Source organism: Sphaerisporangium sp. NPDC049457, from assembly GCF_055586705.1.
In genome coordinates this window covers 33,162-48,755 of record NZ_JBVJHR010000004.1, presented here as the reverse complement: position 1 = coordinate 48,755, position 15,594 = coordinate 33,162, and the positions used below count along the sequence as shown (strand labels likewise).

The following is a 15,594-nucleotide window of genomic DNA, read 5'->3' as shown; positions in this document are numbered from 1 at the left end:
GGGCGGAATGACAGAGAAGTCCCCTGATGTGCCTGAAGTGTCGCGGTTGAAGTCGGCTTTAAGTCAACTCATCGAGGAGGTACGCCAATTTATGAAATTCCCGACCCGATATGCAGGCATTGGGGCTTGACCTTGGTGTCGACTCCAAGCTCTAGTCTCGACCTGCCAGCTGCTCGTTCCTTATTGACAGGCGGGTGACCAGGATGAATGAGTTCGTCGCCACCAGCGTCGACAATGCGGCCGCCCCTCCAGAGGCCGATGTCGAGATACGTCGCTACCGGGTGATCTCGGGCTGTGTCGAGTGCGCGAGCGACTTGACTCCGCTTCGCCGCATTCCTGGAGTGCGAGATGTGCGAATGCTGTCCGCGACCGGCACGCTGGCGATCGAGGTACCGAACTCGCTCGATGACGCGGTGCTTCTGCGGACCGCCGGCGCGTCCGGGCTCACGCTGGAGCCCGCGCAGCCCATCACGGAAGCGGCCGCGGATCGGCCGAAGCAGCGCTCCCGTTGGTGGCTGCGCCCCGAGATGGTCTTCCTCGAGATCGCCGCGCTGCTCCTGGTCGTCGTCGAGATAGCCGGATGCTACGCCTCCGGTCAGACGATCGCGACGGTGTTCGCGTACCTGTCCGTCGCGGTGGGCATCGTCTTCCCGCTGCGTACCGCGCTGATGATGCTGCGCAACAAGCGCGTCTCCATCAACCTGCTCCTGGTCGTGGCCGTCGCCGGCGCGATACCGCTCGGCAAGGTGACCGAGGCGGCATGCGTGGTCGTCATCTTCTCCCTGGGCGTGGTCCTGGAGAGCTACGTCGCCGACCGGGCACGCAAGTCGATACAGAAGCTGATGGACCTGAGCCCGCCGGTGGCCGAGCGCTTCACCGCCGACGGGGCGACCGAGAACGTGCCGGTGGAGCAACTGCGCGTCGGGGACGTCGTGCTGGTCAGGCCGGGCACCCGGCTGCCCACCGACGGCGCGGTCACGGCGGGAAGCTCATGGATCGACGCCTCGGCCATCACGGGCGAGTCCATGCCGGTGGAGGTCGTCCCGGGCACGGACGTCTACGGCGGCACGCTCAACGGACACGCGGCGCTCCGGGTCGAGGTCGCCAAGCCCTTCCAGGACACGGTGCTCGCCCGCGTGATCCGGGAGGTCGAGGAGGCCCAGCAGAACCGGGGTCGCGCGCAGCGCTTCGCCGACAGGTTCGCGACGGTGTACACCCCGGCCATGATCGCGGTCGCGGTCCTCATGGTCGCGCTCGGCCCGTCGGCGTTCGGCATCCCGTTCACGGACGCCCTGTACAGGGCGCTCGTCGTACTGATCGTCTCGTGTTCGTGCTCGCTGGTCCTGTCGGTTCCGGTGAGCGTCGTTTCCGCCGTCGCGCGCGCCGCCCGGGACGGCGTGCTGATCAAGGGCGGCGTCTACCTGGAGCAGCTCGCCAAGCTCCAGGCCGTGGCCTTCGACAAGACGGGCACCCTCACCCTCGGCCGCCCCGTCCTGGTGCGGAACCACCCGCTCAACGGCTGTGACGAGAACGAGCTCCTGCGCCTGTCCGCCGCCGTGGAAGCGGGCGCGACGCACCCCATCGCCGAGGCGATCGTCCACGCGGCCCGTGACCGCGGCATCCCCGTGCGCCCCGCCGCCGACGTACGCGTCGTTCCCGGCGTGGGCGCGGAGGCCACCGTGGACGGCCGGCTGATCGCGGTCGGCAGGGTCGGCGACCTGAGCAGGGACGAGACCGCGCGTCAGGCGCTCGCCGTGATCGAGGACGCCGGAGCCACTCCGGTCGGCATCGCCGCCGACGGGCACCTCATCGGGCTGCTCGGAGTCGCCGACGAGCTACGCCCGGACGCCCTGGCCGCCGTCGAGGGGCTGCGGGCGCTGGGGGTGACGCACACCACGATGCTCACGGGCGACCGTGAACGGGTCGCCGAGGCCATCGCCGGACGACTGGGCATCGAGAGCGTGCGCGCCAGGCTCATGCCCGAGGAGAAGAGCGCCTCCATCACCGCCATCAAGCGGCAGGTGGGGACGACGGCGATGGTCGGCGACGGTGTCAACGACGCCCCGGCGCTGGCCACGGCCGACGTCGCGATCGTCATGGGCGCCGCGGGGACCGACGTGGCACTGGAGACCGCGGACGTGGCCCTCATGGCCGACGATCTCACCAAGCTGCCCTATACGGTGGCGCTGGCCCGGCGATCGCGCCGCGTCATCGCGCAGAACGTGGTGCTGTCCCTGGTGGCCATCGCGGCGCTGGTCATCGCCGCGGTCACCGGGCTGTTCACCCTCACGCAGGGCGTGCTCATCAACGAAGCCTGGGCCCTGGTGATCATCGGCAACGGGCTGCGGCTGCTGCGCACCCACTCCACGCTCCACACCGCCGCGAAGGCCGACCGGCCGGGCGTGGCATCCGCGCCGGCGCCCGCTGGAGCCGCTGGAGCCGCTGCCTCCGCCGCCGACGATGCCTGCGGTTGCGGCCCGTCCTGCGGCCCGGCCACGGAGGCGGTGACCGTCATGCCGGTCCTCGCGACCATTGAGCCGGAGGAGTGCGGCTGCGGCCCGGCCTGTGGTTCGACGACCGATACGCGAGCGGCGGACCAGCCGGTGGCCCTCGCGACCGAAGCGGCATCCCGCGACCACGGCCCCGCCGGCGAGGACGCGACCGGCTCGCCGGACTGTGGTTGCTCGTCCCCGGTCACGGAACAGCAGCCCGAGCCGAGCCAGGGACGCGCCTGACCCGACCCGAGCGCGGCCGGCCGTGTCCGTGAACGCGGCCGGCCGCGCCGGTTCACCCGCGTCGCCTTCCCACGATGCGAACGATCCGCGACCGGCCGATCACGAGCGCCCTTGACTTGAAGCCGACTTCAACCACCACACTCCATCACGTGCGGCTTGACGTGCCGGAGAGGACCTGACCGGGTGCAGGGCGGGGCCGCGCCCGCGCACGCGGCGGCACCGGGCGGCCGGTGAACGCCCCATGTCCGCCGGCCGCTGAAGGGAGAAGCAGATGGCAGCCGAATCGACCGTCGACCACGACGCGGTGGGAGGCGACGGCGCCTCCGCGCACGTCCGCGGCTGGACGTTGGTCATCGTATGCGTGGCGACGTTCATGCTGCTGCTCGACGTCACCGTGGTCAACGTCGGGCTGCCGAGCCTGCGGGAGTCACTGGGCGCCGGCTTCACCGACCTGCAGTGGGTCATCGCCGCCTACACCCTCACCATGGCGGCGTTCCTGCTCACCGGGGGTTCGCTGGCCGATCAACTCGGCCGCAGGCGGGTCTTCGCCGTGGGGCTCGCGGTGTTCACACTGTCGTCCCTGGCCGCCGGCCTGGCGCTGACGCCGCTGATGCTGAACCTGGCGCGCGGTGTTCAGGGTTTCGGCTCCGCGGTGCTCTTCGCCGTCGGCCTGGCGCTCATCAGCCAGGAGTTCCGGGGAGCACGCGACCGCGGGATCGCGTTCGGCGTGTGGGGCGGAGTCGGTGGTCTCGCGTTCGCGTTCGGTCCGTTGATCGGCGGCTTTCTCACCGACGCGCTGAGCTGGCGATGGATCTTCCTGGTCAACGTGCCGATCGGGGTGCTCGCCCTGGTCGCCACGACGGCGCGCCTGCGGGAGTCCCGCGATCCGCATGCCCGTCCCATCGACTGGGCCGGCATGGCCATGTTCGGTACGGGGCTCGCTCTGCTGCTGTTCGGCTTCATGGCGGGCAACTCTCAGGGGTGGGACTGCCCGCCCGTACTGTTCGCATTCGGCTTCGGCATCGCGCTCCTGGCCGGATTCGCGCTGCTGCAGAAGTCCAAGGGCGACGCGGCCATGCTGGACGTCTCCCTGTTCCGGATCCGATCGTTCAACGGCGTCGCGTGGGGCACCTTCCTGTGCAACGCCGCCGCCCTGTCGACCGTCTTCCTGCTGATCTCCTACATGCGGAACGTCCTGGGCTACTCCCCCTGGGAGACCGGGCTGCGTTTCATGCCCTTGACCCTCACCTTGTTCGTCTGCGCGACGCTCACCGGTCGCCTGGCGAGTCGCGTCTCCCCCGGAATCCTCCTCGGGCTGGCCATCGCGTTGATAGCCGTAGGTCTGCGTCTGGTGACGCTCGTCCAGGTCGACAGCGACTGGACGGCGCTGCTACCGAGCATGATCGTGACGGGACTCGGGATGGGCATGTTCAACCCGCCGCGCGCCGCCGTGACCGTCGGTGTCGTCCCGCCGGCCAGGGCCGGCATGGCCTCGGGGATGGGACAGACCTTCCAGCAGGCCGGCGTCGCCATCGGCGTCTCCGCCTTCGGCGCCCTGTTCCAGCGATGTGTGGTGATCGACTTCGTGCAGTCGCCGGCGGGAAGGCAACTGGGCGATCAGGCCGATGCGGTGGGCCACGCGATCGCCGCCGACGCGGGAACGGATCTGACCGGACTCGTGCCGCCCGCATTGCTCGAATCGGCCACCCTGGCCGCCCGCTCCGCGTTCGTCAACAGCATGACGGAAATAGTCGGATTCTGTTCCATCGTCGCGGCCATTGGCGCGGTGCTCGCGTTCACGCTCATCCGGCGCGCCGATCTGCACGAAAGCGCCCTGAGCGGAGACGCGGCCAAGAGCCCGGAAATCGCGCCCACCGGTCTCCGCCTCCGCTGACAATCAGCGCACACAGGAAGAAGCGAGCTCGTCCTGGCACCGGAGCCCGCGACCTAGAGTTGAACTTGTGACTGTCGCGCGATCCCTTGTTCTGTTCCTGCTGGCGGCGATCGCCGAGATCGGCGGGGCCTGGTTGGTGTGGCAAGGAGTGCGGGAACAGCGCGGTCAGCTGTGGATCGCCGCCGGGGTCATCGCGCTGGGCCTGTACGGGCTGGTCGCCACGTTCCAGCCCGACGCGAACTTCGGCCGCATCCTCGCCGCCTACGGTGGTGTGTTCATCGTGGGTTCGCTGGCCTGGGGCATGGTGGTGGACGGCTTCCGCCCCGACCGGTGGGACGTGACCGGTGCGATCGTGTGCATGGCCGGCGTCCTGATGATCATGTACGCCCCTCGCGCCTGACGGCGCGCCGGCCAACTCGCGGACATGCCCTTAGCTCTTGCTTTCCTTCACCCCTGCTTGCGGGCTTTGACGGCCAGCACGATCGGGGTGGGGGAGGAGCCGCTCTCGGCGAATCGTTCGAGGGCCAGGCCGGCGTCCAGGAAGTTGTTGAGCAGCTCGGGCAGCGGCCAGTGAGCGGCGCCGACCCTGACCCGGAGGCCATGGTCGTTCCAGGACTTCTTGGTCCAGTGGCTGTCGAGGTAACCGGGGCTGATCACCACCGCCTGCGGATCGCCGCGGTCGGCGAAGGCGCCGCAGAAGCACGGGTGGATGCCGATGTGCACGAACACCCCGCCCGGACGCAGCACTCGGGCCACCTCGCGCAGGACCGCCGGGTAGCCGGGCATGTCGCTGTGCACCATCACCGCGATGGCGGCCGGGACCGAGCCGTCGCGCAACGGCAGACGTTCGGCGTCGGCCCGCGCGATCGGCAGCCGGCCGCGGGCGTAGTGCAGCATCCGGCCGGACAGGTCGACGCCGACCGGCGTCCAGCCGAGCTCGCGTACGCGGGCGGCGTGGACGCCGGTGCCGCAGCCGACCTCCAGGCAGACGCCCTCGCCCTCGCCGAGCAGGTCGTCGAGCAGCCGGCCCAGGCCCAGGGGATTGCCGTCCCCCGCCGGGGCCTGCTGCGCGCCGAGGAACTCCCGCTCGTACCAGTCAGCGATCTCGTCATACGCCGCCGTCACCGCCATCCCCTCGCCCGCCCTTCCGTCCTCACGTCCAGTCCCTGACCACAGCGAAGCCCCACCCGACCACCGCCCGCCTGCCGCCTGCTGCCTGCCACCTTCCGCCCCTCCAGCCTGCCGGCTGCCACCTTCCCCCTTCCGCCGGCCGCCTGCGGCCGCCACCCCATTGAACGGCCCGACGAGCCCACACCGCGATGCCTTCCGCGCCCGGCGAAACCGCCTGGGCGGTCGTCCGGCTCACACTCCCGTTCCACTCCTCGCCGTCTGCATAGGATCGCCGGCATGGCGCTACGACCCGTTCAGGTGAACATCAAGGCTCTTGATCACTCGGCGGTCGGCCGGTTCTGGGCGGAGGCGCTCGGCTGGAGTGCTTACAGCCCCGGCGTGACCACCTACGTCGGACCCGTCGGCGGACTCGTCTGGCCGGACCCGGTCGTCGTCGGCATCGATGTCGTTCCCGTCCCGGAACCCAAGACGACAACGAAGAACCGCGTGCACCTCGATCTCGCCACCACCTCTGCGGCCCATCAGGCGGAATTGGTCACGCGCCTCCAGGCTCTCGGTGCGACGCCCGCCCACGTGGGCCAGGGCGAAGTGCCCTGGACGGTCCTCGCCGACCCCGAGGGCAACGAGTTCTGCGTGCTGGAACCTCGGGAGACCTACCGTGACACCGGGCCGATCGCCGCGGTGGTCGTCGACTGCGCGGATCCGCGGGCCATGGCCGGGTTCTGGGGGCAGGCGCTGGACTGGACCCTGCACGAGGTGACCGACGATCAAGCAGTGTTCCGCTCCGCCAAGGGTGTCGGCCCGTATCTGGAGTTTCTCCGCACGCCCGGCGTGAAGACCGCGCCAGACCGCGTCCATCTCGACCTGCTGCCATATCCCGGTGACGACGAAGCGGCGGAGGTCGCCCGGCTGCGGTCCCTGGGCGCCACCAACCTCGACCTCGGCCAGGGCAACGTCCCATGGACGTGCCTGACCGACCCGGAGGGCCACGAGTTCTGCATCCTCTGCCTGGCCTAGCGCCTGCCGCGCTGAACGCAACCTCCTCCGCGCCGTCACCGGAGGCGTCGACGACCCCGACCGCGAGACCTGTACTAGGAAGCGGCTGTCGCTGGGCTACGCCAGGACGCGAACAAGAACGCGACCCCCATTCGATCCGGTCAGCGCTCCAGGCTCCGCCATCGGACCAGTAGTGACCGAGCGAAAGAGGTCACCTCGTGTAGCTCTCCGTAAGTTCGGACCGCGTCCTCGGCCGTCTGCTCAACCATGCGCCTTGCCTTCTCCGGATCACCTGATCTGCCGATCTGGTGTGCCAGCACCGCCCGCGCCCGTAGCACTTCGACGGCGCCCGTGCCCAGCGCCCTTCTCCCCACGTCCACGACCTCCTGAGCCATCTCCCGCGCCCGCCCGTGATCCCCGGCGCCCTCTTCCCGCCCACCCACCCACCAGGCCAAGGTGCACATCAAGCGCACGGCCGTACTGTCGTCCAAGCACGCCATGATCAGGGTCTGGTCGATCAACTCATGAAGCCAGGCGGTCAAAGTCGCGTCGAGTGCCGGGTCACCGATCTCCTCAAGGGTGGCCTCGATGTTGTCCAGCGAGTCTCCGAGCCGGCCGTGAGTGCGAAGTTCGTCGCCCAAGAGCGCCTGCCACAGAGTGATCGCCTGGCGTGGATCGCCACCCCGTCGTGTCCACACCGCCACCTCGAAGCGTCCAGAGAACACGATGGCGTGGTCTACCCCGAAGAGACGGGTTCCTGCCTCGACGATCCCCTCGGCCATGGCCAGCGCTTCGTCCGTCCTGCCGAGCGCACCGCATTGTCGCGCCAGCGTAATGCGACAACCCCACGTCAGCTCGTGGTCGGCGCCGAGACGGCGCTCGCTCTCCTCGATCGTCGCTTGGGACAGTTCGAGGGCTTTGGCCGGATCGCCGGACGCGTGCAAGCGTGCACCGATCCACCATGCCAGCCGGTCTTTGAGCGTTATCGTCTCCTCCGGCGTCGCCCCAGCATGCTCCGCTCTGGAGATGGCCTGTTCCAGTCGGCCGATCACCTCCTGCGATCGGCGCATCGAGTGCATCATGGCCGCGAAGTCGAGCGCCGCATCGAAGTGTCCTGCGTCGAGTGCCCGGCGCAGGGCGCTCTCCGCGAAGCGCGGCTCGTTGCGGAAATATGCCGACCAAGCGACCTCGACCGAGTCAGCCGGACTGACGAAGCCGATGACGGCTTCCCACAAACCATCCGGCATGGCAGGCCGGCCGAGAGCCTCGTCGAGCGCGTCCGCCAGATAGTCGAACGCCAGATAGCGATCCCGCTCGACGAGCATCAACAGACTGCTCGTCGAATGTAGCGGCTGGGTCGCCCAATCCAGTGCCTCTTCCCATGACTCCGTGCGCACGGCCGCCGGCAGATAGAACCCATGCAGCTCACGAAGGAACGAGATCGGCACCGGCCCCTGGACCCCTGCTCTGCGCAGATCCACCGCGGCGTTCACCAGGGCGGCGCCCCGCGGCCTGCCCTCGGGCCATGATCCGCGGGCGTCCTGCCAGTCCTGGAACAGCTGCGGGCCCGCGGCGAGGAACTGGCCTACGCCGTACCGGTCGGCATGGTCCAAGGCGCGGTGAATCCGCCAGTCCTCCACCTCAGCAGCGGCTCGTGCCTGTTCCTCCGGCGACCACAGCCGCTCGAATCTGATCTCCCGGGCCAGCTTGAGCACATCTCCCGCCAGCCGATACGCCTGCAGCTCCCCGCCGCTCAGGCCCGAGCCATGCCGGGGGCTGTATCGCGCCCGTTCGTACGAGCGCATGGTGGCCAGCACGACCCGGTGATGACCGGCCTCGGCGAAGAGTGTGGTGAGCATGTCCGCCGTCAGCCCGTCCACGCCGAGATATCGATCGAGTTCGTCCAGCCATACGACGCACCGCCGCTGCCGCTTGGCCAGGGGCAGCGCTTCCACCAGGTCCTGCTTGCCCGCCGGACGGATGAACCGGTGTTCAGGCAGGCACCTGCGCATCGCCTCGTAGGCGGCCCTGGATTTGCCCGCCGTCGACTCTCCGGTCACCAGCACGAACCGGCTCGCGCCAAGCGCCTCCTCCAACTCCGCGCTTCTGTCTCTCCTCACGAAAGGCGGTGACCTGTCCACACTGCCGTCCGGCATCGTCAGCGGCGGCGCCAGGTGTACGCCAAGGTCGAGAGGGTCGTCGAGGTCGCTCACTCTAGGCGGCTTGCCGCGCCGTCCGGCATAGAGTCGTGGAGCGGTGTTGCGGTCGATCACGCGTTCGGCCCGGACGGTCAGGACACCGGCCACCGAGCTGACGGCGCCCACCAGCACAGAACCGACGAGAACGGGCATAGACGAGGCAAGGGAGGAGACGACCGCGCTTCCTGCTGCTGCGATTACCAGAAGCCACAACCGCGCAGTCGCCACATGAGCGCCGCCTTCCGTTGCCTATGCGCATCTTGCCCCAGGGCTCCGGACCTGTCAGTCAGCCCTGGTCAATCAGAACCGCACAGGCCGATACGCGGTGCCGACGAAGCTACGTAAGCCAGACGGCACATCTGCTTCCCGATCTGCCCCCAGCGCTGCGCAACCCCCGAACCCGCGTGTGTGGTGGCACGAGCCGGGGCACGCATCAGCCGCGCGGTTCATGGGGTGAAGCGGTATCCCATGCCTGGTTCGGTGATCAGGTGGGCCGGGTGGGCGGGGTCGCGTTCAAGCTTCTTGCGGAGCTGGGCCATGTACTGGCGCAGGTAGTGGGTCTCATTGACATGCTTGCTGCCCCACACCTCGGTCAGCAGGTAGCGCTGGAGGATCAGCTTTCCGGGGTTGCGCAGCAGGATCTCCAAAATTTGCCATTCGGTCGGGGTCAGCCGTACCCCGTTCGAGATGCTCTTCCGGGTCAGATCGACCATGTGCTCTCCGACCTGCACGCAAGCGGATTCCGCCTCCTGGACGGCGGTCCGGCGCGAGACCGCCCGGATCCGGGCCAGGAACTCTTCGATGCCGAACGGCTTGGTGACGTAGTCGTCGGCGCCCGCGTCCAGGGCCTCGATCTTGTCCTGGCTCCCGGACCGGCCGGAGAGGACGACGATGGGGATCTTGGTCCAGCCGCGCAGGCCGTGGATGACGTCGATGCCATCGATGTCGGGCAGGCCGAGGTCGAGGACGACGAGATCGGGACGCCATTCGGCCGCCCGGCGCAGGGCGGAGGCGCCGTCGGAGGCGACTTCGACCTCGTAGTGGCGGGCGGACAGGTTGATGCGCAGCGCCCGCAGAAGCTGAGGTTCGTCGTCCACGACGAGAATCCTGGTCATGCCGTCGTCGTGCGGGATGAGATGGGCATGCTGACGATCATGGTGAGGCCTCCCCCTGGTGTCTCTTCCAGTGTGAGGGTGCCGCCCATCGCCTCGGTCAGTCCTCTCGACAGCGCCAGGCCGAGACCGACCCCTGTGTGGTTGTCACGATCACCCAGCCGCTGGAACGGCACGAACACCTTCTCGACCGCCTCGGCAGGGATGCCCGGGCCACGATCGATCACGCGTACCTCGACATGCTCGCCGTGCCGGCTCGCGGCGAGAAGCACCTTCTCACCAGGCGGGCTGTATCGGACGGCGTTGGTCATCAGATTGACCAGCACCCGTTCGAGCAGCGCGGGGTCCACCACGATGTCGGGAAGTTCGGTGGAGATGTCGTCCTCCACCTGGTCGCGCAGCGGTCCGAGGTCGTCTATGGCCCGGGGCACGACCTCGTCGAGCCCCACCGCCTGCATGGACAGCCCGAGCGCCCCCGCCTGCAGGCGGCTCATGTCGAGAAGGTTGTCCACCAGCCGGCCCAACCTGACAAGGGACTCGTCCGCGGTGGCGAGCAGTTCGGCGTGGTCTTCGGTGGACCAGTCGACGTCGCTGCTGCGCAGGCTCTCCACGGCGGCCTTGGCGGCGGCGAGCGGCGTGCGCAGGTCGTGGCTGACAGCCGCCAGCAAAGCGGTGCGCATCCTGTCCGCCTCGGCGAGGGGCCTGGCCTGCTCGGCCTCCTCCCGGAGACGTTCCTGGCGCAGCGCGACCGCGGCTTCGGCGGCGAACGCCTCCAGCACCCTCCGGTCACTGGCGTCGAGCAGCCGCCCGCGCGCCGCCAGCACCAGTTGTTCGTCGATCACCACATCGGTGTCGGCCGCACCCGGATTCGTGCACGGTGTCCCGCCGGACGAGGCCAGGATCCGCCACGATTCCGGATCCGACCGGTCGTCGGGGCCCGGCTCGCCGACGCGTTCGAGCAGCGTGACGGAGGCCAGCCCGAAGATCTCACGCAGCCGTCCCAGCAGTGACGGCAGCGCGGCCTCGCCGCGCAGTACGTGCCCGGCCAGTGTGGAGAGCACCTCGGCATCGGCTTTGGCGTGCGCCGCTTCCCGGGTACGCAGAGCCGCCAGATCCACGATCGCGCTTACCGCGGCCGCGACCAGGACGAAGACGATGAGTGCGAGAAGGTTCTCCGGGGCGGCGATGGTCAGCCGTCCGAGCGGGCGCGTGAAGAACCAGTTGAGCAGCAGCGAGCTGCCTACCGCCGTGGTGACCGCCGGCCACGTCCCTCCGATGAGGGCGACTCCGATGACCAGGCACAGGAACAGCAGGATCTCGCTCGGCAGCGACAGGACGTCCCGCAAGGGGGACAGCGCGGCGGTCAGCAGCGGCATGCCCAGCACTGCGACCGCCCACCCGATCAGCCTGCGTCTTCGGGTGAGTGCGGCACGGGAGCGTTCGGGACGCGTACGACCCTGCCCGGCCTCCTCATGGGTGATCATGTGCACGTCGATGGGCCCGGACAGGGCGGTGGTCTCCACCCCCACGCCGCGCGACAGGATCCGCGCGAACCTGCGGCGGCGGGAGGCCCCGAGCACGAGCTGGGTGGCGTTGACGCCGCGGGCGAAGTCGAGCAGGGCGCGGGGAACGTCTTCGCCGACGACCTGGTGGTAGGTGCCGCCCATGCTCTCGACCAGTGTGCGCTGGCGGGCCAGGGTGGCCGGGTCGCCTCCGGTCAGGCCGTCGGAGCGGGTCACGTGGACGGCCAGCAGATCGGCGCCCTTGGTACGGCCGGCGATCCGGGCCGCCCGCCGGACCAGGGTGTCGCCCTCGGGGCCGCCGGTCAGGGCGACCACGACGCGTTCGCGAGCTTCCCAGGTGCCCTCGATGCCGTGGTCGGCGCGGTAGCGGTCGAGCTGCTCGTCCACCTTGCCCGCCGCCCATAGCAGCGCCAGCTCCCGGAGCGCGGTCAGGTTGCCGACCCGGAAATAGTTGGACAGCGCGGCGTCCACCTTCTCGGGCGCGTAGACGTTGCCGTGGGCCATCCGGCGGCGCAGCGCCTCGGGCGACATGTCGATCAGCTCGATCTGGTCGGCGCGGCGCACCACCTCGTCGGGTACGGTCTCCCGCTGCACGATGCCGGTGATCTGCTCGACGACGTCATTGAGCGACTCCAGGTGCTGGATGTTGACCGTGGAGATCACGTCGATGCCGGCGTCGAGGATCTCCTCGACGTCCTGCCAACGCTTGGCGTTGCGCGAGCCGGGAACGTTGGTGTGGGCCAGCTCGTCGATCAGGGCCGTCTTCGGTGCGCGCGAGATGACGGCGTCCACGTCGAGCTCGGTGAACGCGGCGCCTCGGTAGATCGGCGTCCGGCGGGGGACGATCTCCATGCCGCTCAGGAGTTCGGCGGTGCGGGCGCGGCCGTGGGTCTCGACGAATCCCACGACCACGTCCTTGCCACGTTCACGTGCTCTGCGGCCCTCTGCGAGCATCGCATAGGTCTTGCCGACGCCGGGCGCGGCGCCGAGGTAGACCCGCAGTCGTCCACGTGGCATCCGGATCACCCTTTGTCGAGGGCCAGGTTGAGCTGAAGGACGTTCACTGCCGGCTCGCCCATGAACCCGAGGGTGCGGCCGGTGGCATACCGCCTGATCAGGGCCTGGACCTGGGGCAGGGCAAGGCCGCGTTCCCTGGCCACGCGCGGCGCCTGGAGCTCGGCGTAAGCGAGTGAGATGTGCGGGTCGAGACCGGAGCCACTGGCGGTGACGGCGTCCGCGGGGACCCGGACGTCGGTCACGTTCCCCCTGACCGGGACGGTCCGGCCCGCAGAGTAGTCCTCGCCCGGCCTGCCGCATTCGACCCGCACCCCCTGGTAGGTGGAGATGAACGGCTGAGCGGGGCATGCCTGGTTGACGCTGACCACTCTGGACGGCCTGCCGACCGTGGGGAAGACCTTCAGCACCGCGCCGACACCGTCCGGCGTGCAGTACGGCCGGGCGCCGCTGACCCCTTCCAGTTCGCCGACGGCCGCCGAACGCGCGCACACCTGGGTGAGCAGGGACTGCCTGCCCTCCTCGGCCTTGCCGTCGGAGCCGTTCGGGTGCGGGAGTGTGTCGAGCACGTCCTCGGGGCCGAGGTTGCCGGCCGCGGTGGACAGCGTGTCGTAGCCGTCGCCGGCCGCGGAGGGGCGGGACTGGAAGTACTTCCTGACCGGGTTGCCGTCCTTGTCGGTGAAGCGCTGCCCGATGAGCGCGCTGCCGGTGGTCTCGCCGTCCTTCGCGGCGACGAGCGAGCCGTTGGCCTGGCGGTTGAAGACGGTCTGAGCGATGCCCGTGATCACCAGCGGATAGATGACGCCGGTCACCACCGTGAGGGCGAGTAGCGCGCGCAGCGCGGCGAGGTGCTGGCGGATCCAGCTTGGCATGCGGTCCATCACGACATCCCGGGAAGGAAATGAATCAGCAGGTCGATGAGCTTGATGCCGACGAACGGCATCACGATGCCGCCCATGCCGTAGACGTACAGGTTGCGGCTGAGCAGCTTGGACGCGCTGGACGGCCGGTAGCGGACGCCGCGCAGCGCGAGCGGGACCAACGCGATGATCACCAGGGCGTTGAAGACGACCGCGGACAGGATCGCCGACTGAGGGCTGGCCAGGCGCATGATGTTCAACGCGTCCAGGCCCGGGTAGACCGCCGCGAACATGGCCGGGATGATCGCGAAGTACTTGGCCACGTCGTTGGCGATGGAGAACGTGGTGAGCGCGCCCCGGGTGATGAGCAACTGCTTGCCGATCTCCACGATCTCGATGAGCTTGGTCGGGTTGGAGTCGAGGTCCACCATGTTTCCCGCCTCCTTGGCGGCGGAGGTGCCGGTGTTCATGGCCACGCCCACGTCCGCCTGGGCCAGGGCCGGCGCGTCGTTGGTGCCGTCACCGGTCATGGCGACCAGCCGGCCGCCTTCCTGCTCCCGCTTGATCAGGGCGAGCTTGTCCTCGGGCGTGGCCTCGGCCAGGAAGTCGTCCACCCCGGCCTCGTCCGCGATGGCCTTGGCGGTCAGCCGGTTGTCGCCAGTGATCATTACGGTGCGGATGCCCATGCGGCGCATCTCGTCGAAGCGCTCACGCATGCCCTGCTTCACGACGTCCTTGAGGTGGACGACGCCGAGCACGCGGCCCTTCTCGGCCACGACCAGTGGCGTGCCACCGCCGGCGGAGATGCCGTCGACCAGGTGGCCCACCTCGTCGGTGGGGTGGCCGCCGTGGTCGCGCGCCCACTTCATGACCGCCGTGGCGGCGCCCTTGCGGATCTCGCGGCCGTCCAGGTTCACACCCGACATGCGGGTCTGCGCCGTGAACGGCACCCACTCGGCGTGCGCCAGCTCGCCCGGCTTCCGCTCACGCAGGCCGTACCTCTCCTTGGCGTAGACGACGATGGAGCGGCCCTCGGGTGTCTCGTCGGCCAGGCTGGACAACTGCGCCGCCTTGGCGAGTTCCTCCTCGGTGACGCCGCGGATCGGCACGAACTCGCCGGCCTGCCGGTTGCCCAGCGTGATCGTGCCGGTCTTGTCCAGTAGCAGGGTCGAGACGTCGCCCGCGGCCTCAACGGCGCGGCCGGACATCGCCAGGACGTTGCGCTGCACGAGCCGGTCCATGCCCGCGATGCCGATGGCCGACAGCAGCGCCCCGATCGTGGTGGGGATGAGGCAGACGATCAGGGAGACGAGCACGATCCCGCTGACGCCGTCGGAGGTGAGCGCCGGCGAGTCGGGGACGCCGGGGTTGACGGACTTGGAGTAGATCGCCAGCGGCTGCATGGTGGCGGTGGCGACCAGGAAGATGATCGTCAGCGCGGCGAGCAGGATGTTCAGCGCGATCTCGTTGGGCGTCTTCTGCCGGTTCGCACCCTCCACCAGGGCGATCATCCGGTCCACGAAGCTCTCGCCGGGCTTCTGGGTGATCTCGACGACGATCCGGTCCGACAGCACCTTCGTGCCACCCGTCACCGCGGACCGGTCGCCGCCGGACTCCCGGATCACCGGGGCCGATTCGCCGGTGATGGCCGACTCGTCCACGGAGGCGATGCCCTCGACCACGTCGCCGTCACCGGGGATGATCTCGCCGGCCTCGACGACGACGAAGTCGCCCTGCCTGAGCTCGGCCGCGCCGACCGTATCCCACTCCGCGGAGGTGCGGCTCCGCAGCCGGCGCGCGGTGGTGTCGCGCTTGGCCGCGCGCAGCGTGGCGGCCTGCGCCTTGCCACGCCCCTCCGCCACCGCCTCGGCCAGGTTGGCGAACACGACGGTCAGCCACAGCCACACCACGATGGCCCAGGCGAAGAGCGACGGTGTGAGCACGGCCAGCACCGTGGTGAAGGCGGCGCCGATCTCCACGATGAGCATGACCGGGTTGCGCCACATCGTGGCGGGGTTGAGCTTTCTCAGCGCGTCGGGCAGTGACCGGAGCAACTGCCGGGGGTCCATCAGACCACCGCCGACACGACTGACCGCCCTTTTGGGCCTACGGGCCGGCGCCGGCAGCGATG

At 69.5% G+C, this 15,594-nt stretch carries 10 protein-coding genes; 4 read left to right on the top strand and 6 right to left on the bottom strand.

Annotated elements, in window-relative coordinates; genetic code table 11:
- Window positions 1–203 precede the first annotated feature (203 nt).
- From ACZ6QO_RS07900 to ACZ6QO_RS07890, 3 genes are all read left to right on the top strand, one after another.
- Window positions 204–2,735 carry a heavy metal translocating P-type ATPase gene (locus ACZ6QO_RS07900; protein WP_465849172.1) on the top strand — a complete coding sequence of 844 codons (2,532 nt, stop codon included), beginning with the start codon at window positions 204–206 and terminating at the stop codon, window positions 2,733–2,735.
- 271 nt (window positions 2,736–3,006) lie between these two features.
- Window positions 3,007–4,629, top strand: a complete 1,623-nt coding sequence (locus ACZ6QO_RS07895; RefSeq protein WP_465848741.1) for an MFS transporter — start codon at window positions 3,007–3,009, stop codon at window positions 4,627–4,629.
- 67 nt (window positions 4,630–4,696) lie between these two features.
- Window positions 4,697–5,029, top strand: coding sequence for a YnfA family protein (locus ACZ6QO_RS07890; protein WP_465848740.1), 333 nt, complete (start codon window positions 4,697–4,699; stop codon window positions 5,027–5,029).
- Window positions 5,030–5,076: 47 nt separating this feature from the next.
- Here ACZ6QO_RS07890 and ACZ6QO_RS07885 read toward each other — a convergent pair whose 3' ends face one another.
- Window positions 5,077–5,754: a class I SAM-dependent methyltransferase gene (locus ACZ6QO_RS07885; protein WP_465848739.1), complete on the bottom strand. Its 678-nt coding sequence runs from the start codon at window positions 5,752–5,754 to the stop codon at window positions 5,077–5,079.
- 282 nt (window positions 5,755–6,036) lie between these two features.
- On the opposite strand from ACZ6QO_RS07885, the gene ACZ6QO_RS07880 reads away from it, so the two are divergent.
- Complete coding sequence (locus ACZ6QO_RS07880) at window positions 6,037–6,777, top strand: VOC family protein (protein WP_465848737.1); 741 nt, start codon at window positions 6,037–6,039, stop codon at window positions 6,775–6,777.
- A gap of 140 nt (window positions 6,778–6,917) precedes the next feature.
- Here ACZ6QO_RS07880 and ACZ6QO_RS07875 read toward each other — a convergent pair whose 3' ends face one another.
- The 5 genes from ACZ6QO_RS07875 to kdpB all read right to left on the bottom strand — a co-directional run bounded on the left by ACZ6QO_RS07875 (window position 6,918) and on the right by kdpB (window position 15,532).
- Window positions 6,918–9,086 carry a hypothetical protein gene (locus ACZ6QO_RS07875; RefSeq protein WP_465848735.1) on the bottom strand — a complete coding sequence of 723 codons (2,169 nt, stop codon included), beginning with the start codon at window positions 9,084–9,086 and terminating at the stop codon, window positions 6,918–6,920.
- A 314-nt stretch (window positions 9,087–9,400) separates the two neighbouring features.
- Window positions 9,401–10,069 carry a response regulator gene (locus tag ACZ6QO_RS07870; RefSeq protein WP_465848734.1) on the bottom strand — a complete coding sequence of 223 codons (669 nt, stop codon included), beginning with the start codon at window positions 10,067–10,069 and terminating at the stop codon, window positions 9,401–9,403.
- Window positions 10,066–12,606: an ATP-binding protein gene (locus tag ACZ6QO_RS07865; protein WP_465848732.1), complete on the bottom strand. Its 2,541-nt coding sequence runs from the start codon at window positions 12,604–12,606 to the stop codon at window positions 10,066–10,068. Before ACZ6QO_RS07865 ends, ACZ6QO_RS07870 begins: the two co-directional genes overlap by 4 nt.
- Window positions 12,607–12,611: 5 nt before the next feature.
- Window positions 12,612–13,484, bottom strand: coding sequence for a potassium-transporting ATPase subunit C (locus tag ACZ6QO_RS07860; RefSeq protein ID WP_465848731.1), 873 nt, complete (start codon window positions 13,482–13,484; stop codon window positions 12,612–12,614).
- Window positions 13,484–15,532, bottom strand: a complete 2,049-nt coding sequence (gene kdpB / locus ACZ6QO_RS07855) for a potassium-transporting ATPase subunit KdpB (protein WP_465848729.1) — start codon at window positions 15,530–15,532, stop codon at window positions 13,484–13,486. Before kdpB ends, ACZ6QO_RS07860 begins: the two co-directional genes overlap by 1 nt.
- Window positions 15,533–15,594 lie beyond the last annotated feature (62 nt).

Bases quoted from the DNA above. Each gene is read 5' to 3' on its own strand.
- ACZ6QO_RS07900 (WP_465849172.1), top strand. From the start codon at position 204: ATGAATGAGTTCGTCGCCACCAGCGTCGACAATGCGGCCGCCCCTCCA.
- ACZ6QO_RS07895 (WP_465848741.1), top strand. From the start codon at position 3,007: ATGGCAGCCGAATCGACCGTCGACCACGACGCGGTGGGAGGCGACGGC.
- ACZ6QO_RS07880 (WP_465848737.1), top strand. From the start codon at position 6,037: ATGGCGCTACGACCCGTTCAGGTGAACATCAAGGCTCTTGATCACTCG.
- ACZ6QO_RS07870 (WP_465848734.1), bottom strand. From the start codon at position 10,069: ATGACCAGGATTCTCGTCGTGGACGACGAACCTCAGCTTCTGCGGGCG.
- ACZ6QO_RS07865 (WP_465848732.1), bottom strand. From the start codon at position 12,606: ATGCCACGTGGACGACTGCGGGTCTACCTCGGCGCCGCGCCCGGCGTC.
- ACZ6QO_RS07860 (WP_465848731.1), bottom strand. From the start codon at position 13,484: ATGGACCGCATGCCAAGCTGGATCCGCCAGCACCTCGCCGCGCTGCGC.
- kdpB (WP_465848729.1), bottom strand. From the start codon at position 15,532: ATGGACCCCCGGCAGTTGCTCCGGTCACTGCCCGACGCGCTGAGAAAG.